The sequence below is a fragment of the Pacificimonas aurantium genome (assembly GCF_020092905.1).
GTDB lineage: Bacteria > Pseudomonadota > Alphaproteobacteria > Sphingomonadales > Sphingomonadaceae > Pacificimonas > Pacificimonas aurantium.
Window position 1 is genome coordinate 1081574 of the sequence record NZ_JAGSGB010000001.1, and the last position, 15781, is coordinate 1097354.

The following is a 15781-nucleotide window of genomic DNA, read 5'->3' on the forward strand; positions in this document are numbered from 1 at the left end:
GTTAGGCCGCGACCTGGAGCGGCTGGATTTCGCCGGACAGGTAGAGCGAACGCGCCTTCGAGCGGCTGAGCTTGCCCGAACTGGTGCGCGGCAGCGTGCGCGGCGGCACAAGCTCGACGACGCAGCTCATGCCGGTCATTTCCTTCACCTTGGCCTTGATCTGGTCGCGGATGCGCGCGCGTTCGGCGGGGTCGCTGGTACGGCACTGGACGAGGACGGCGGGGCTTTCCTCGCCCTGCGGCGTGGTGATGGCGAATGCAGCGATGTCCCCGGCCTTGAACCCGGCGAGCTGCTCGATCGCCCACTCGATATCCTGCGGCCAGTGATTCTTGCCGTTGATGATGATCATGTCCTTGGCGCGGCCGACGATGAAGATGGCCCCGTCCTTCAGATAGCCCATATCGCCGGTATCGAGCCATTCCCCGTCGAGACAGGCCGCGGTGGCCTCGGGGTCGCGGAAATAGCCCGTCATGATGGAGGGGCCCGCGATCAGGACGCGGCCGATCTCCCCGTCGGGAAGCAGGCTGTCGTCGGCGCCGCGCACCTCGACGCGCATTCCGGGCAGCGGGCGTCCGCAATTGACGATGCGGCGCTTTCTCAGGTCGCCGTTCGCGGCCGCGTCCGCACGCGACTCGCCGGCCAGGCGGCGTTCGTCGACGAGGTCGGTCTCGATGCCGGTACCGGGCTCGGAAATCGTGACTGCCAGCGTGGCCTCGGCAAGGCCGTAACTGGGTGTGAAGGCGCCCGCGTCAAAGCCTGCCGGCGCGAACGTCTTCGCAAAGCTCTCCATCACCGAAGGCCGGATCATGTCGGCGCCGTTCCCGGCCACGCGCCAGCGCGAGAGGTCGAAGGTCTCCGCGACGCTCGACTGGCTGGAAATGCGCCGGGCGCAGATGTCGTAGCCAAAGGTGGGCGAATAGGAGAGCGAGGTGCCCTCATGCCGACTGATCAGCTTCAGCCAGCTGAGCGGCCTGCGCGCGAAATCGTCGGTGGCGATATAGTCGGCGCTCGTCTGGTTCGCGACGGGCGAGAGCAGGCAGCCGACGAGGCCCATGTCGTGGTAGAAGGGCAGCCAGGAAATGCAGCGGTCGCCCTCTCTCAGGCCGACGCCGACGGCATGACCGTTGAGGTTCGCAAGCAGGGCGCGATGCGTAATCTCCACGCCGTGCGGAAAGCGCGTCGAGCCGCTGGAATATTGCAGATAGGCAATGTCGTCCGGGCCGGCCGTGGGAAAGTCGCACGGTTTTTCCGGGAGGGCGGCGGCGTCCTCCCAGCCAAGAACGTCGATCCCGCGGCCGAAATGTTCGGCGGCTTCCGCGACGAACTCCGTCAGGGCGCCGGGCGCCACGGCAAGGCGCGGATCGCATGAGGTCAGCTGGTTGCGGATCTGTTCGACATAGCCGCCGCGCCCGCCGAAGCTGGTGGGAAGCGGCAGCGGCACCGGAAGCGCGCCGGCATATACGGAGCCGAAAAAGGCGACTGCGAACTCGGGACTCGTCTCGGCGATCAGCGCGATGCGGTCCCCGGGCTGAATGCCGCGGGCGATCATGCGCCGGGCGAAGGCCTGCGCCTCCTCCTTCAGCTGCCGGAAGGTAAGCGCACGTGGATTGGCGGCACGCGCGTCGAAGAAGTTCAGTCCGCACGCGCTGGTCGCCGCGTAGTCCACGGCGTCCTGCAGCGTATCGAAATCGGCGAAACGTCGCTCGATTCCGGGAGATGTCGGGGTCGTCATATCGTCCTGAACGGGGGCCCCGGCCGGCACGTCGCTCACCTCTGCGCCGGCCCGCTGGTCGAATTGGTCATGGTCGATCCTCATGGGATGATCTCTATCTTGTCAGCTGTGTTACACAATTCACGCGGTTCGACAAAGCCGTGCCTTCATGTCCCGTCGCGTGCGGACTTTTCCATGCAGATGACGGCAGACTGTGGCATGAATTGGGCATGACAGGGCGGGATTCGACGGCGAAGCGGCGAAAGCCGCGTGCTTCCAAGCGTTTGGGCGAGGACAGTCTGCGCGAGCTGGCACTGCATTATGTCGGGCGGTACGCCACCACCCGCGCCAAGCTGGTACGTTACCTGGAACGGAAGCTGCGCGAGCGCGGCTGGGACGGTGAAGGCCGGCCTGACACCGACGCGCTCGCGGCGCGCTTTGCCGAGCTCGGCTATATCAGCGACCGAATCTATGGCGAGATGAAGGCGCGCAGCCTTGCCGCCCGCGGTTACGGCGCCCGCCGTGTAGAAGCTCAGCTTCGTGTGGACGGTCTCGGGGAAGAGGACCGCGGGGCGGCACGAGGCGAAGTCGATGCGCGCGGCGCCCTGCTGCGCTTCGCCGAGCGCAAGCGTCTGGGGCCCTTCGCTGCCGAAGACCCCACGCCCGAGCGCGAACGCAAGCAGTTTGCCGCCTGCCTGCGCGCGGGCCATGATGTGTCGCTGGTGAAGGAACTGTTCAGCGCCGAAAGCGCGGAGGCGTTCGAGGGCGTCGAGGACTAGGCCTTCGCGCGGGTGCCGTCCCAAACTCTGCGGATTTCGTTCAGTCCTTCGGGAGTGTCCGCGTCGAGGAAGACGGACTTGGACGGCGCCTTCACTTCGACGATCTTTTCGAAAGATGCCGCAAGGAGAGCCTTGCCGCCCCGATCGCCGCATAGATGTTCGAGCGCGGAAAGATGGTCCCGGCCCCAGAGCACCGGGTTCCCGCGCCTGCCCCCCGACACCGGTACGATGATGCCGTCCGGACCGGCCAGGGCTTCTTCCATCGTGCGAAGGAGCGCCGGTTCGACCAGGGGCATGTCGCCGAGCATGATGAAGAACCCGCGCCAGTCAGCGGGAACGGCGCGTACACCTGCCGCGAGCGAGGCGCCCATCCCGTCCCGATAGGCAGGAGCGGTGACGGTTTCCGTTCCCGGCGGCAGCGCTGCGGCGACCCGGTCCCTGTCATGACCGAGGACGACCAACGCAGGGAGGCCGGCCGCCGTCGTGAGGGCGAGGGTGCGGGCGATGACCGGCACACCGCCCAGTTCGGCTAGCAGCTTGTTTTCATCGCCCATGCGGCGCGACATGCCTGCTGCAAGAAGGATCGCACCGACCGTCACCGGCTGGGCCGCTCCGACCCCTTGAGAAGCCCGCCCGCGCCGAGCGCCGCAATGTCCCGCGAGGAGACGGGCAAGCCCGCGAACAGGCGTTCCAGCACCATATCGAAGCCATTCCGCTTCGGGCTGCGCGCACAGCCCGGCAGACCGACGATCCACTGCGCGCCGCGCCTCGCGAGAAGGAGCAGATTTCCCGGATCGACCGGCATGCCGAGGCGGAGGACGGTGCCGCCGCTCTTGCGGATCGCGGCGGGAACGACATCGCGCCGGTCGGTGGTTGCCGAGACGCCTGCAACAAGGACGAGATCGGACCCGGCCTCTGCGAGCGCGTCGCCGAGCGAATCCACCTTGTGCGGAACGGCACGCTCGCTCGTCAGCCGCCCGCCCAGCGCCTCCAGCCGCGTCCTTGTAACCGCGGCGGTCTTCGCCTCGAGCTTGGGCGTGGGGTTTTCGCCTTGCGTGTGAATGAGGTCGGCGGAGAGCGCGCGAAAGGGTTCGACCGTCAGTGGCTGCACGCTCGCCGCCTTCGCTGCCCGCTGTGCGGCGGCTGCCCGCACCGCGAAGGGGACGATCTTCAAGGTCGCGCAAATTTCGCCGGCCTCGACGGTGGCAAAGGCGGGCAGGGTGGCGAGGCCGATCGCTTCGCCGATGCGGTTCACGCGGTCTATCACGCGCGGATCGAGGCAGAGCAGGCCGCGGGTCCGGGCGACAAGGTCAACCCGGCCATTGGCGGGCGGGCGGGCATCCAGTCCGGACCCGGACAGCGCAGAGGTGATCAGACTGGCCGCGTCATCCTCGCGCAGGTCCGCCGGCGACGGTTCGGCGACGGTGAGCCGTTCTCGGCCCGCCTGGCGCGCCGCGTCGAGGTCGGCCGCGGAGAGCAGGCGCCCCTTCGCAAGGCGCGTGCCGTCGAGATCGACCGAATGGGCAAGGATTGCGCCCTCGCAGGCCGCCAGCCGCCGGTCCCCGAACTTCATGGCGCCGACACGCGTCCGCGCCACGCCTCGACCATCTGCGCGGCGACCGAAAGGGCGATCTCGGCGGGGTTCGCAGCCCCGATGGCGAGCCCCGCAGGACCGTGGATACGGCGGAGCGCTTCCTCGCCGAACCCTGCATCGGCAAGGCGCTCCAGCCGGGCGGCATGGGTGCGCCGGGATCCCAGAGCGGCGATGTAGAACGCCTCCGAGCGAAGCGCGGCGGTCAGCGCGGGATCGTCGAGCTTCGGATCGTGCGTCAGCGTGACGACGGCGGATGCCGCGCCGGGATGCCAGTCCGAAAATGCCTCGTCGGGCCAGCGGTCGTCCACCTCGATGCCGGCAAAGCGCGCGCCCTGCGCGAACAGCCCGCGAGGATCGACGAGGCGGCAGCGGTAGCCGAGCTCGGCGGCAAGGGGGATAAGGTGCTGGCTGATATGGACGGCGCCGACGATGAGCAGTTCGAGGGGCGGAGAATAGAGCCTGCGAAAGCGGCCTTCGCCGGGCTCGCCATCTGCGCCGCGCCGCGTGATGCCGTCCGGGCCGGTGATGAGTGTCGTTTCCTCGCCCCGGTCCATTGCCGCGATCACCTCCTTCGCAAGGTCCGGCGAAAAGCCGCGGTCCGAAAAAGGCTGAACGAGGATGTCGATCTCACCGCCGCAGGCGAGCCCGACGTCCCAGGCGCGTTCGTTCGCGACGCCGTAGTGCAGTTGGCGCGGTTCCTCGGTTTCGAAGACAGCGGCCGTCTCGGTAATGACGTCGCCCTCCACGCAGCCGCCGGAAACCGAGCCCTCGAACAGGCCGTCGGACCGGATGACCAGATGCGCGCCCTGGCGCCGCGGCGCCGAGCCCCAGGTTTTCGTCACCGTCGCGAGCGCGACCTTTCCTTCGTCCGCACTCCAGTCCAGCGCTTGCTGCAGAAGCGCGCGGTCTTCGCTGCTCATGCCGGTGTCCGCCTGTTCTAGAGGAACTGGATGGCGACGATGCCGGCGGCGATCAGAATGACGAGCGCGGCCCATCCCTTGACGCCGAGGCCGGAAGACTCGCTGCGGAAGGGCTCGCTGTCGTCGACCGCGCCCGTAACGGGGGCGGTCGGTTCCTGCGCCGCGGGGGTGTCGGCGGGCACCGAGGGCTTGCCCGGCGAAGCTTCGACCGGATCGGCGAGGGGCTGGGCTTCCTCTGCGGCGGCGGGGACCGCTCCCGAGCCGGGATTTCCCTCCACCACATCTTTGAAATTCTCGAAGAAGCGTTCGGCATAGCCCTTTGCCGCGCCTTCGACGAGGCGCGACCCGAGCTGGGCGAGCTTCCCGCCAACCTGCGATTCGGCGGTGTAGTTCAGGATCGTCGCTCCGGGTTCGGGCTCTTCCAGGTCGACCGCGGCGCTTCCCTTCGCAAAGCCGGCGACGCCGCCCTTGCCTTCGCCGCGAAGGACATAGTGCTGCGGCGGCTCGGCCTCCTGGATCGCGACCTCGCCTGTGAATTTGGCGCGCACGGGACCGACTTTCGCATTCATTTTTCCTGCGAAACGGTCGTCTTCGGTACGTTCGAGCGACTCCACGCCGTCGATGCAGCGGGCGAGGACATCGGGGTCCATCAGGGCGGCCCATACGCGCTCTCGCGGTGCGGCGATCCGCGTTTGTCCGGAAATTTTCATGTCATGCTCCCGCCTAAGTGACGCATATTGATGCTTCAACGTTTCAAACCGCAGCAAATTTGCTATGATCGCTCGTTAATCAGGGGTAAATAGATACCCACTGCGGGGAAGGGCAGTATGGGGCTTGTAGACCGGTCGATGGAAATCGACGCGGCCACGGACGACGCGGACGGCGAAAAGCTGTCCGGCCGTATGAAGTGGTTCGACAGCGTAAGAGGATTTGGCTTTCTCGTCCCGGACCAGGACGGGAAGGGCGACGTACTCGTGCACTATAGCCTGCTGGCAAAGCACGACCGGCGGACGCTTCCGGAAGGGGCGAGCCTGTGCTGCCGCGTCTGCGAGACCGACCGCGGCCTGCAAGCCAAGGAAATACTCTCCCTCGACCTTTCGACCGCCACCGGGCCGGATCCGGAACTGCGTGCACCCGTCAAGCGGGTGAACGAGGCCGCCGCCGAAAGCGTCGGCGAGCTGGAAGAATGCCAGGTCAAATGGTTCAACAAGCTGAAGGGCTACGGTTTCCTGCTGCGCCCCTCGGTCGATGGCGATATCTTCGTGCACATGGAAACCCTGCGCGCGGCCGGAATCAGTGAAGTCGAACCAGGTGATGTGCTCGACGCCCGCATCGGCGAAGGACAGCGCGGCTTCATCGCCATCGAAGTTGCCGCCCGCGCGTCCGAGAAGGACGACAGCGAAGAGTGACCCCGCTACGACTGGCCCTGGGGCCGCTTATGATGCTCGGCCTTGCCTGTTCGGCCTGTACGGCCAGCTCGCAGCCCTCGGCAAAAGCTGCCGAGACCCTGGAAGAAGGCTGGATTCCCCTGTCCATCGAAACCGAGACGGGGACGCATGACTATCAGGTCGAACTGGCGCTGACGCAGGACGAACAGGCGCGCGGTCTGATGTTTCGCCAGGAAATGGCCCCCGACGAGGGCATGTTGTTTCCGTTCGATCCGCCGCGACCGGCCTCCTTCTGGATGAAGAACACCTATCTGCCGCTCGACATGATCTTCGTTACGGCGGACGGGACGATCGAAAGCATCGCAGCCGACACGGTTCCGCTCGCTACTTCCAGCTACCGCTCGCAAGGGACCGTGGCGGCCGTTCTGGAGCTGAACGCCGGGGAGGCCGCCCGCATCGGCGCGGAGGCGGGCGACCGGGTCAGCTACGAGCTGCCCGCCCGCTGAGGCGGGGTTCGGGCGGGAACCGGACGGGCAGGGAGTGGATTCCTGTCCTGCCAGCGACTAAGCGGCGAACGATATGCTTCGCACAACAGGGAAGAGCGCCCCATGGGCATCTTGAAATCCATCTTCACCTGGTGGGACGGTCCCACCCTCGGCACCCGCCTGTGGTCCTCGCGCCACGGCGAGGAAGTCGGCAGGGATGCGGCCGGCAACGTCTATTACCGCAAGGACGCCACGGACCGGCAGCGCGAACGGCGCTGGGTCATCTACAATGGCGACAACGAAGCGAGCCGCGTGCCGCCGCGCTGGCATGGCTGGCTGCATTTCAGCCATGACGACGTGCCCGCGCCAGGCGAAGAGCTGGTTCACCCCTGGGTACGCGAGCATCGCCCCAATCCCACCGGGACGCCGGCGGCCTATGTCCGGCCGGGCGGTCTTCCGTCGGGACGCGAGCGCCCGAAGACGCTGGGCGATTACGAGGCATGGTCGCCGGAGGATAGCCACGCATGATGAATCAGATGTTCCGGCAGAACCTGATCGAGGCGGTTGTCGGATTGCTGGTCCTGGTCGTCGCCGTCTTCGCCGTGCTGTTTTTCTATGAGAAGACCAGCGCGAGCACGGGCGACAGCCAGTATGTCGTGACCGCCCTGTTCGACAATGCGGCCGGCGTCGACGAGGGTACTGACGTGCGCGTTTCCGGCGTGACCATCGGACAGGTCACCTCCTATACGCTGGAAGAGCAGTTCCCCTTTCGCGCCAAGCTGGAGCTGGCAATCAACGACCGCTACGAGCTGCCGCTCGATTCGAGCGCGCAGATCACCTCCGAGGGGATTCTCGGCGGCACTTATATCGCCCTGTCGCCCGGCGGCGATACCGAGGTGCTGCGTAGTGGCGACCAGATCATGAACACGCAGGGCTCGGTCGACATGATGGGACTGGTGGGCCAGTTCATCAATCAGACCGGCAGCGATTCCGGCAGCGACTCTTCCGGATCGGGATCGGGCAGTTCGCTGGAGGGGGGCTTCGGCAATCTAGAAGAGCCCGCGCCGGAGGACGAGCCGGCCCTGTGACCAGGTGCGCCGCAGGCCTTTTCCTGACGCGATCGGCCGCATTGGTGGGCGGCGTCCTGATGCTTGCCGCGCCTGCGGCCGCGCAGCAGGCGGAGACGTCCGGCCCTACGCCGATGGAAGAGCGCATCGCCGTGATCGCCGTGCTCGACAAGGTCAGCCAGGTCGTCACCGAATATGAGATGTCGCCCGGCGACAGCGAGGACTACCGGGCGCTGTCGATCCGCCTCGTCGCCTGTGAAAAGACGCCCCCATGGGCGCCGCGGGAAGAGGAAGGCGCCTTCATCCAGATCGACGACCGGCGGGCGGGCGAAGGCGAATCGCGGCGCCTGTTCTCGGGCTGGCTGTTCGCGAACAGCCCGTCGCTCAACAGTTTCGACAACCCCGCCTACGACGTCTGGGTAAGAAGCTGCACGATGGACTTTCCCGATACTCCCTCTGGCGAGGCCGAGAACTGATCGAAACGCGCCCGGCGGGCCAGTGCGCGGTCCAGCCGGTCCCGATAGTCCTGCCGGGTGATTTCCACCGCGCCCAGGCTGGCGAGATGATCGGTCAGGAACTGGGTGTCGAGCAGGAGGAAGCCGCCGAAACGTAGTCTCGCCACGAGGTGCGCGAGCGCAGCCTTCGAGGCATTGTCCTCTCGCGTGAACATCGACTCCCCGAAGAAGGCCCCGGCGAGCCGGACGCCGTATAGCCCGCCGACCAGCCTGCCCTCCCGCCAGCATTCGACCGAGTGGGCAAAGCCGCGGTCATGAAGCGCCCGGTACCCAGTGCGGATCTGTCCGTTGATCCAGGTGCCGTCCCGCTCCGCGCAGGCCGCAACCACCGCGTCGAAAGCGGTGTCCACACGGTGCTCGAACCGCTCTTGGCGCAGGACCTTGCGGAGGCTGCGCGACAGGTGGAATCCGTCCAGCGGCAGGATGCCCCGGCGTTTCGGTTCGACCCAGAACACGTCCTCCGCGGCAGCGTCGTCCGCCATGGGGAAGACGCCGATTGCGTAGGCGCGGATCAGGAGGTCCGGGTCGAGGACGCCGCTCATGCGGCCGAGCTTACCCGGTTGCCCGCATGCCGCTCCAGCCGTCCGCCAAGCTCGAGTTCCAGGAGGACTGCCGAAACAGTCGCGGCGGACAGGCCCGACAGTCTCACGAGTTCGTCGACGGGCACGGGCGTGAGGGCGAGCAGGCCCGCGACAAGGTCACGCTCGCGGTCTCCCACTTCTTCATGCGGGGCCGGGACGTAGGTCGGGGGCTCTGCCTTCACCGCTGCTCCGGAAGAGAGCGGCTGGAGTGTCTCGACGATGTCTTCGACCGACTGGACGAGCGTTGCGCCGTCGCGAATGAGCGCGTTGCAGCCCCGCGCTCGCGGGTCGAGCGGAAAGCCGGGCACTGCCATGACCTCGCGGCCCTGTTCGTTCGACAGCCTCGCGGTGATCAGCGAGCCGGAACGGGGCGCGGCTTCCATGACCACCGTCCCTAGGGAAAGCCCGCTGATAATGCGGTTGCGGCGGGGAAAATGCGCTGCCCTGGGCTCCATGCCGAAAGGCTGTTCGGCAACGACGAGGCCGCGCTCGTACAGTTCCTGGTGCAGGCCGGCATTTTCGGGCGGCCAGCATATGTCGATCCCGCCCGCGATGACGCCGACCGTTCCGCCCCCGAGCGCCCCCTGATGCGCCGCGGCGTCTATGCCTCGTGCAAGCCCCGAGACGACGGTGAAGCCCGCTCCCGCCAGTTCCGCAGACAGATCGCGCGTGAACCGGATCGCGGCGGCGCTGGCATTGCGTGCGCCGACGATCGCCACGCAGCGCTCATGGGCCAGATCGAGCCTGCCGCGGCAGGCGAGCACGGGCGGCGCAGTTTCGATATTGGCAAGACGCCGGGGATAGGCCTCGTCACCGTAGAAGATGAAGCTGGCCCCGGCCTCCGCCGTTCGGTCGATCTCTTCCTGCACCCGAGCGACCGGCGGCGGACGCAGCGGCTTGCCGCCGCCGCGGCGTGCCAGTTCGGGCAGGGCGTCGAGGGCAAGGTCCGCAGTGCCGAAACGCGCGAGGAGCTGGCGGTAGGTGACGGGCCCGATCCGGGGCGTCCGCGCAAGCCGAAGCCGTGAGAGCTGTTCGGATGCGCCGGTCTCGCTAACCAAGACGCGGCCCCGGGGCGGGCTCCGTATCTCTATCATCGGAAGTTTGTTCGGGCTCGTCGAAACCATCGTCACCATAGGTGTCGCTCCCTGCGTCACCGGTCCCTTCGTCTCTGGCGCCGATCTTCGGTTCCTCGCCGCGTATCAGGCGGCCGATATTCGCCTCATGCTTGGCAATGACGATGGCGGTCATGCCGGCGAGAAGCAGCCCGGCATCCCAGCGGCCTTGCACCAGCGGAACGATCGGCGCGGCAATGCTGGCGAGCAGGCCCGCCAGCGAGGACAGCCGCACGAGAAAGGCGGTGAGAAGCCAGACAGCCGCAAAGGCCAGACCCGCAGCCGGGGACAGGGCGAGCGCGATGCCCAGATAAGTGGCCACGCCCTTGCCGCCGCGGAACAGCAGGAAGATCGGAAAGCAATGGCCCAGAAACGCGCCCATGCCGCCCAATATGTCGCCGCCCAGGGCGTAGCGGCTGCCGAGCCAGACGATGACGCCGCCCTTCGCGGCATCGAACAGCAAGGTCAGCGCCGCCGTTCCCTTGCCTGCCGCGCGCAGGACGTTCGTCGTGCCGATATTGCCGCTGCCCACCTTCCGCACGTCGCCCTTGCCGGCGAGAAAGGTCAGAAGGAGGCCGAAGGGGACGGAGCCCGCAAGATAGCCTGCCGCAAACCAGAACCATGGATTGGCAAGGAGTTCGGTCCCGGACATGCCGCCTGACTTACGGCTGAGGGCAAGGGGGGCGCAAGATGCCGCGGACGCTCACGCAAAAGATTGCGGGCGAGTGCGTCTGCGCCCGGCGACGTCAGTGCCGCCGGCGACTTCAGGTCAACGCCGCACCGGCGTGCAGGTAGCTGGGCGTGAAGTCGGGCCGCGCGGAGGGGCGCCCCACCAGATAGCCCTGAACCAGCCGGCATCCCTCCTGCTGAAGCACCGCAAGCTGCTCTTCCGTTTCGACACCCTCGGCAAGGACGGGGATGGAAAATGCCTGGCCGAGCGCGAGCACGGCGCGGACGATTGCCGTTTCCTCGACCGGTGCATCGGGCTCGGCAATGAAGCAGCGATCGAGCTTGATCTTGTCGAAGGGAAAGCTGCGGAGTGTCTCCAGCGAGGAATACCCGGTTCCGAAATCGTCGAGCGCGAGACCTACGCCGAGGGTCTTGAGAGAGCCGATGATCCTGAGTGCCTGGTCGCGGTCGGCAAGGAGCGCGTTCTCGGTCAGCTCCAGTTCCAGCCGGGCGGCGGGAAGGCCTGTGCGGTCGAGCTCCATGCGCACCTGGCGCGGCAGCTCCGACTGGCTGAACTGTAGCGGCGATACGTTGACGGCGACCTTTATGCCAGCGTCCCAGCCAGCGGCCTCGTGACACGCGGTTCCGAGCACCCAGTTTCCCACCTGCACGATGAGACCATATTCTTCCGCCACCGCAATGAATAGCTCGGGAGAGACGAGGCCGCTGACAGGATGTTTCCAGCGCAGCAGCGCTTCATAGGCGATCACGCGGGAAAGCGAGATGTCGGACTGCGGCTGATATTCGAGGTAGAGCTGGCCATCATCGGCAGCCAGAGCCGCCTTGAGGTCCGCAGCAAGCTCCCGGCGGCGCCGGACTTCCTCGTCGAGTTCCGGATTGTAGAAGCAGGCCTGGCGGGAGCCTTGAGACTTCGCGCGCGCCATGGCGAGGTCGGCATTCCGGGACAGCGCTGGCCCATCATCCCCGTCGCGCGGATAGACGGCGACGCCGAAGCTGGCCGCGACCCGGACTTCGGCGCCATCCAGGGGCATCGGCTTTGCCAGAGAGGAGCGGATATAGGACAGCAAGCGGCTGATTCGGTCATAGTCGCCGCCGGAAACGAGAAGCGCGAATTCATCCCCGTCTACGCGGGCGGCACTGTCGGCGTGGCTGAGCGGAGCGGATATTCGGGTAGCGGCGATCTTCAGTACCTCGTCGCCTACGAGATGGCCGTGAAGATCGTTCACGTCGCTGAAGCGGTCCAGGTCGATCTTTACGAGCGCGAAGCGCTCACCCTCCAGTTCGGCCTGATCAATCCGGGCGCGGATGATTTCTCGAAGGCGGTTGCGGTTCGGCAGGCCGGTTAGGGCATCTGTGACTTTCAGGCGTTCGAAATGAAGCTTCGTCTCGGAACGGGCGCGTTTGTCTATGAATGCAGCCGCCACGCCATTGGCGATTACTAGCATGCCCACGATCGCGGCGATGGCCGCGAGCGCTTCGCGGTCATGCGGTCCCAGCGCCGAATCGGAAAGCGGCAGCGCGTCGATCTGCAGGGCCGTCATTCCGGTGAAGTGCAGAAGAGCCACCGCCAAGGTGAACAGCGTGGCTCCGACGACCCGCTGGCGGGGCATTCCTTCCTGGGTCAGGGCGAGGACGACGCCGATTGCAAAGACGACGGAAACGACGACGGCAGCGGCGACATAGCCAGGGTCCCAGGTCACGATGCCATCGAACCGGTATCCCGCCATGCCGGTGAAATGCATGGCAGCAATGGAAAGTCCGAAGATCACGCCGCCGGCGGCACGCCGTAGCATGTTCGGCGCGCGCTGCTCCACCAAGGCAAGTCCGAGCCCGCTGCCGACGACCGCGATGAGCAGCGAAGCGATGGTAATCGACGGCACGAGAACCGCCTGCGCATCGGTGCGATAGGCGAGCATTGCCACGAAGTGAGTGCACCAGACGGCGGCACCCGCCGACATCGCGGTGAGGATCAGCCAGCCGCGTTTCTGCGATCCCCGGTTGACCTGAACGCGTTCGAATTGAAGGACAAATGCAGTCGCGCCGATCGCTGCCACGACAAGAGCCAATAGCACCAGCCATGGATCGTGCTCATACGCAATGCAATTAACTATATTCAGCACGCGATACTCACTTTTTAGCGACCCGAGCTTTCAATGCCGGAGGTGGGGAAACGTTTCAACTTTCGAATATTACGCTAGCGTAAATGACGATCTCGCTCGCTTTGTGTCCCTTCCGCGCCGGGCGGTCTGCACTTGTTCGTGAGCCATGCCGCTTTATATCCCGGCGCCTGAAGAGGAGACGCCGTCATCGCCAATAATCTCGTGATCGTGGAGTCGCCGGCCAAGGCGAAAACGATCAATAAATATCTCGGCTCGGACTACGAAGTGCTCGCCTCCTATGGCCATGTGCGCGATCTTCCGCCGAAGGATGGCTCGGTGAATCCCGATGAGGATTTCGCGATGACCTGGCAGGTCCAGTCGGATCGGTCGAAGCAGCTGAAGGACATTGCGGCCAAGGCGAAGGCCGCCGATGCGCTGATCCTGGCGACCGACCCCGACCGCGAGGGCGAAGCCATCAGCTGGCACCTGTACGAGCATCTGAAGGCGAAGAAGTCGCTGCCCGACACGGTCAGGCGTGTCACCTTCAACCAGATCACCAAGGCCGCCGTCACCTCTGCCATGGCCAGCCCGCGCGACCTCGACGGTCCGCTGATCGACGCGTATCTGGCGCGCCGCGCGCTCGACTATCTGGTCGGCTTCACCCTGTCGCCCGTGTTGTGGCGCAAGCTGCCCGGCGCAAAGTCGGCAGGACGCGTCCAGTCGGTGGCGCTGCGCCTGATCACGGAACGCGAGCGGGAGATCGAGGTCTTCCAGGCGCAGGAATACTGGACCGTCAAAGGCCGGTTCGAGACCGACAAGGGACAAGCCTTCGAAGCCCGCCTGGTGCGCTGGCAGGGAACCCAGCTCGACAAGTTCACCTTGTCGAAGGCCGCGCTTGCCGCCGAGGCCAAGGCAGACGTGCTGGCCGGCGAATATCAGGTCGGTTCGGTCGAGACGAAGCCGGTCAGCCGCAATCCCTATCCGCCGTTCACCACCTCGACACTGCAGCAGGAGGCGAGCCGCAAGCTGGGCATGGCGGCCTCGGACACGATGCGGACGGCGCAGGCGCTCTACGAGGCAGGCCACATCACCTATATGCGTACCGACGGCGTCGAAATGGCGAGCGAAGCCATTACCGAGGCGCGTCAGGTCATCGCCGACCGCTACACGCAGCGTCACCTTCCCGACAAACCGCGCATCTACAAATCGAAGGCGAAGAATGCGCAGGAAGCGCACGAGGCCATCCGCCCCGTCAATCTCGCGAAGGGGCCGGAAGCGCTTTCGTCGCTGCCCGATGCGCAGCGCCGCCTCTACGACCTGATCTGGAAGCGGACCCTCGCCAGCCAGATGGCGTCGGCGAAGTTCGACCGCACCACCGTGTTGCTGCAGGACCGGAACGGCCGCGCAGAACTGCGCGCCTCCGGCCAGGTCACCGTCTTTCCCGGCTTTCTTGCGCTGTACGAAGAGACGCGCGACGACGCCGAGGAAGACGAGGACGACCGCGCGCTGCCGAAGATCGAGAAGGGCTCGGCCCCGGCCGTCAAGGACGCCTCCGCGGAACAGCATTTCACGCAGCCGCCGCCGCGCTATTCCGAGGCCTCGCTCGTGAAGCGGCTGGAAGAGCTCGGCATCGGCCGCCCCTCGACCTACGCCTCGATCCTGCAGGTGCTGAAGGACCGCGGCTATGTGCGGCTGGAGTCGAAGCGCTTCTTCCCGGACGAGAAGGGCCGCCTGCTGACAGCGTTTCTCGAGCGGTTCTTTACCCGCTATGTCGAATATGACTTCACCGCCTCGCTGGAGGAGCAACTCGACGAGATTTCCGCCGGCGACATCGACTGGAAGACGGTACTGCGCGACTTCTGGCAGGACTTCTATCCGAAGACACAGGAAATCCTGGGCCTGAAGCCGTCCGAGATCACGGAGGTGCTGGACGAGTACCTCGCCCCCTTCCTGTTTCCGCCGAACGAGGATGGCAGCGACCCGCGCGCCTGCCCCTCATGCGACGACGGGCGGCTCTACCTCCGTTCCAGCCGCAACGGCCCCTTCATCGGCTGCTCCAACTATCCCGAATGCACCTATACGCGTCCCTATGGCAGTCCGGATGCAGAGGGCGTCGACAAGGCGGGCGCCTATCCGAAGGATCTCGGCGCGCATCCCGAGGACGGCGAGCCCATCACGATCCGCGACGGTCGCTTCGGCCTGTTCGTCCAGAAGGGCGAGGAGAAGAAACCGCCGCGCGCGTCGATCCCGAAAGATGTGGAACCCGAGACGGTCGACCTGGAAATGGCGCTGAAGCTCCTCAGCCTGCCGCGGGTCATCGGCCAGCACCCCGAGACCGGCAACGATATCGAGGCCTCGATCGGCCGCTACGGTCCTTATCTGCGCCACGATGGCAAATATGCGCGTCTGGCGAGCACGGCCGAGGTGTTCGAGACGGGCATGAACGCTGCGGTCGCGAAACTGGCGGACGCCGAGAAGAATGCGGGTAAGGGCCGGAAGAAGGCCGAACCGCTGAAGGTTCTCGGCCCGCACCCGGTATCGGGCGAGGAAATCCGCCTGATGGACGGGCGCTACGGCCCCTATGTGACCGACGGATCGGTCAATGCCAGCCTGAAGAAGGACATGGATCAGGAGGCGCTGACGCTTGAGCAGGCCGCCGAGCTGATCGATGAACGCGCGGCAAAGGCGCCGGCGAAGAAGAAGCGCAAGGCCCCTGCGAAGAAGAAGGCCGCGGCGAAAAAGGCCCCCGCGAAGAAAGCCACTGCAAAGAAAAAGGCACCGGCTAAGAAAGCGGCAAGCGCGGAGGAGGGTTAAGGGAGGCGCCTCCGCCGCTTGCAGAC

At 66.2% G+C, this 15781-nt stretch carries 16 protein-coding genes; 7 read left to right on the plus strand and 9 right to left on the minus strand.

From position 1 onward, the window contains the following. Position 1: 1 nt before the first annotated feature. On the minus strand, positions 2-1816 hold the full coding sequence (locus KCN53_RS05255) for a fatty acyl-AMP ligase (RefSeq protein ID WP_172406141.1): 1815 nt from the start codon (positions 1814-1816) through the stop codon (positions 2-4). A gap of 125 nt (positions 1817-1941) precedes the next feature. Here KCN53_RS05255 and KCN53_RS05260 point away from each other — a divergent pair, with 125 nt between their 5' ends. Then, positions 1942-2490: a regulatory protein RecX gene (locus KCN53_RS05260; RefSeq protein ID WP_088711121.1), complete on the plus strand. Its 549-nt coding sequence runs from the start codon at positions 1942-1944 to the stop codon at positions 2488-2490. Here the strand turns inward: KCN53_RS05260 and KCN53_RS16135 are convergent. The 4 genes from KCN53_RS16135 to KCN53_RS05280 are packed head-to-tail and all read right to left on the minus strand — an operon-like array spanning position 2487 to position 5714. After that, positions 2487-3089 carry a nucleotidyltransferase family protein gene (locus tag KCN53_RS16135; protein ID WP_088711120.1) on the minus strand — a complete coding sequence of 201 codons (603 nt, stop codon included), beginning with the start codon at positions 3087-3089 and terminating at the stop codon, positions 2487-2489. The two genes, KCN53_RS05260 and KCN53_RS16135, sit on opposite strands and share 4 nt — an antisense overlap. Then, positions 3086-4087 carry a molybdopterin-binding protein gene (locus KCN53_RS16140; RefSeq protein WP_088711119.1) on the minus strand — a complete coding sequence of 334 codons (1002 nt, stop codon included), beginning with the start codon at positions 4085-4087 and terminating at the stop codon, positions 3086-3088. Before KCN53_RS16140 ends, KCN53_RS16135 begins: the two co-directional genes overlap by 4 nt. Next, the gene (locus tag KCN53_RS05275) at positions 4060-5004 is read right to left on the minus strand and encodes an XdhC family protein (protein WP_088711118.1); all 945 of its coding nucleotides are present in this window, start codon (positions 5002-5004) and stop codon (positions 4060-4062) included. Before KCN53_RS05275 ends, KCN53_RS16140 begins: the two co-directional genes overlap by 28 nt. A 17-nt stretch (positions 5005-5021) precedes the next feature. Continuing rightward, positions 5022-5714: a CoxG family protein gene (locus KCN53_RS05280; RefSeq protein WP_088711117.1), complete on the minus strand. Its 693-nt coding sequence runs from the start codon at positions 5712-5714 to the stop codon at positions 5022-5024. Between the two features lie 117 nt (positions 5715-5831). Here KCN53_RS05280 and KCN53_RS05285 point away from each other — a divergent pair, with 117 nt between their 5' ends. The 5 genes from KCN53_RS05285 (at position 5832) to KCN53_RS16145 (ending at position 8420) form a co-directional block, all read left to right on the plus strand. After that, positions 5832-6413 carry a cold shock domain-containing protein gene (locus KCN53_RS05285; protein ID WP_224199377.1) on the plus strand — a complete coding sequence of 194 codons (582 nt, stop codon included), beginning with the start codon at positions 5832-5834 and terminating at the stop codon, positions 6411-6413. Beyond that, a complete protein-coding gene (locus KCN53_RS05290) occupies positions 6410-6898 on the plus strand; it encodes a DUF192 domain-containing protein (protein WP_224199378.1) in 489 nt (162 codons plus the stop codon). Before KCN53_RS05285 ends, KCN53_RS05290 begins: the two co-directional genes overlap by 4 nt. A gap of 102 nt (positions 6899-7000) precedes the next feature. Next, entirely contained in the window at positions 7001-7405 is a 405-nt protein-coding gene (locus tag KCN53_RS05295) for an NADH:ubiquinone oxidoreductase subunit NDUFA12 (protein ID WP_088711115.1), read from the plus strand. Continuing rightward, the gene (gene mlaD / locus KCN53_RS05300; RefSeq protein WP_088711114.1) at positions 7402-7965 is read left to right on the plus strand and encodes an outer membrane lipid asymmetry maintenance protein MlaD; all 564 of its coding nucleotides are present in this window, start codon (positions 7402-7404) and stop codon (positions 7963-7965) included. The genes KCN53_RS05295 and mlaD overlap by 4 nt, the downstream gene beginning before the upstream one ends. Continuing rightward, positions 7962-8420, plus strand: a complete 459-nt coding sequence (locus KCN53_RS16145) for a DUF2155 domain-containing protein (RefSeq protein WP_088711113.1) — start codon at positions 7962-7964, stop codon at positions 8418-8420. The genes mlaD and KCN53_RS16145 overlap by 4 nt, the downstream gene beginning before the upstream one ends. On the opposite strand, the gene aat is transcribed toward KCN53_RS16145, so the two are convergent. The 4 genes from aat to KCN53_RS05325 all read right to left on the minus strand — a co-directional run bounded on the left by aat (position 8351) and on the right by KCN53_RS05325 (position 12962). Further along, positions 8351-9001, minus strand: a complete 651-nt coding sequence (gene aat / locus KCN53_RS05310) for a leucyl/phenylalanyl-tRNA--protein transferase (RefSeq protein WP_088711112.1) — start codon at positions 8999-9001, stop codon at positions 8351-8353. The two genes, KCN53_RS16145 and aat, sit on opposite strands and share 70 nt — an antisense overlap. After that, positions 8998-10098, minus strand: a complete 1101-nt coding sequence (gene dprA, locus KCN53_RS05315) for a DNA-processing protein DprA (RefSeq protein ID WP_224199379.1) — start codon at positions 10096-10098, stop codon at positions 8998-9000. The genes aat and dprA overlap by 4 nt, the downstream gene beginning before the upstream one ends. Next, positions 10091-10804, minus strand: coding sequence for a glycerol-3-phosphate 1-O-acyltransferase PlsY (gene plsY, locus KCN53_RS05320; RefSeq protein ID WP_088711110.1), 714 nt, complete (start codon positions 10802-10804; stop codon positions 10091-10093). Before plsY ends, dprA begins: the two co-directional genes overlap by 8 nt. A 112-nt stretch (positions 10805-10916) precedes the next feature. Further along, positions 10917-12962 (minus strand): putative bifunctional diguanylate cyclase/phosphodiesterase, encoded by a 2046-nt coding sequence (locus KCN53_RS05325; RefSeq protein ID WP_143712158.1) that lies wholly within the window; start codon positions 12960-12962, stop codon positions 10917-10919. A 201-nt stretch (positions 12963-13163) separates the two neighbouring features. Here KCN53_RS05325 and topA point away from each other — a divergent pair, with 201 nt between their 5' ends. Continuing rightward, on the plus strand, positions 13164-15755 hold the full coding sequence (gene topA, locus KCN53_RS05330) for a type I DNA topoisomerase (protein ID WP_317988406.1): 2592 nt from the start codon (positions 13164-13166) through the stop codon (positions 15753-15755). Positions 15756-15781: the final 26 nt, after the last annotated feature.

Excerpts from the sequence above, each read along its gene's own strand:
- KCN53_RS05255 (WP_172406141.1), bottom strand. The coding sequence starts at position 1,816 with ATGAGGATCGACCATGACCAATTCGACCAGCGGGCCGGCGCAGAGGTG.
- KCN53_RS05260 (WP_088711121.1), top strand. The coding sequence starts at position 1,942 with ATGACAGGGCGGGATTCGACGGCGAAGCGGCGAAAGCCGCGTGCTTCC.
- KCN53_RS05275 (WP_088711118.1), bottom strand. The coding sequence starts at position 5,004 with ATGAGCAGCGAAGACCGCGCGCTTCTGCAGCAAGCGCTGGACTGGAGT.
- KCN53_RS05280 (WP_088711117.1), bottom strand. The coding sequence starts at position 5,714 with ATGAAAATTTCCGGACAAACGCGGATCGCCGCACCGCGAGAGCGCGTA.
- KCN53_RS05285 (WP_224199377.1), top strand. The coding sequence starts at position 5,832 with ATGGGGCTTGTAGACCGGTCGATGGAAATCGACGCGGCCACGGACGAC.
- KCN53_RS05295 (WP_088711115.1), top strand. The coding sequence starts at position 7,001 with ATGGGCATCTTGAAATCCATCTTCACCTGGTGGGACGGTCCCACCCTC.
- mlaD (WP_088711114.1), top strand. The coding sequence starts at position 7,402 with ATGATGAATCAGATGTTCCGGCAGAACCTGATCGAGGCGGTTGTCGGA.
- aat (WP_088711112.1), bottom strand. The coding sequence starts at position 9,001 with ATGAGCGGCGTCCTCGACCCGGACCTCCTGATCCGCGCCTACGCAATC.
- plsY (WP_088711110.1), bottom strand. The coding sequence starts at position 10,804 with ATGTCCGGGACCGAACTCCTTGCCAATCCATGGTTCTGGTTTGCGGCA.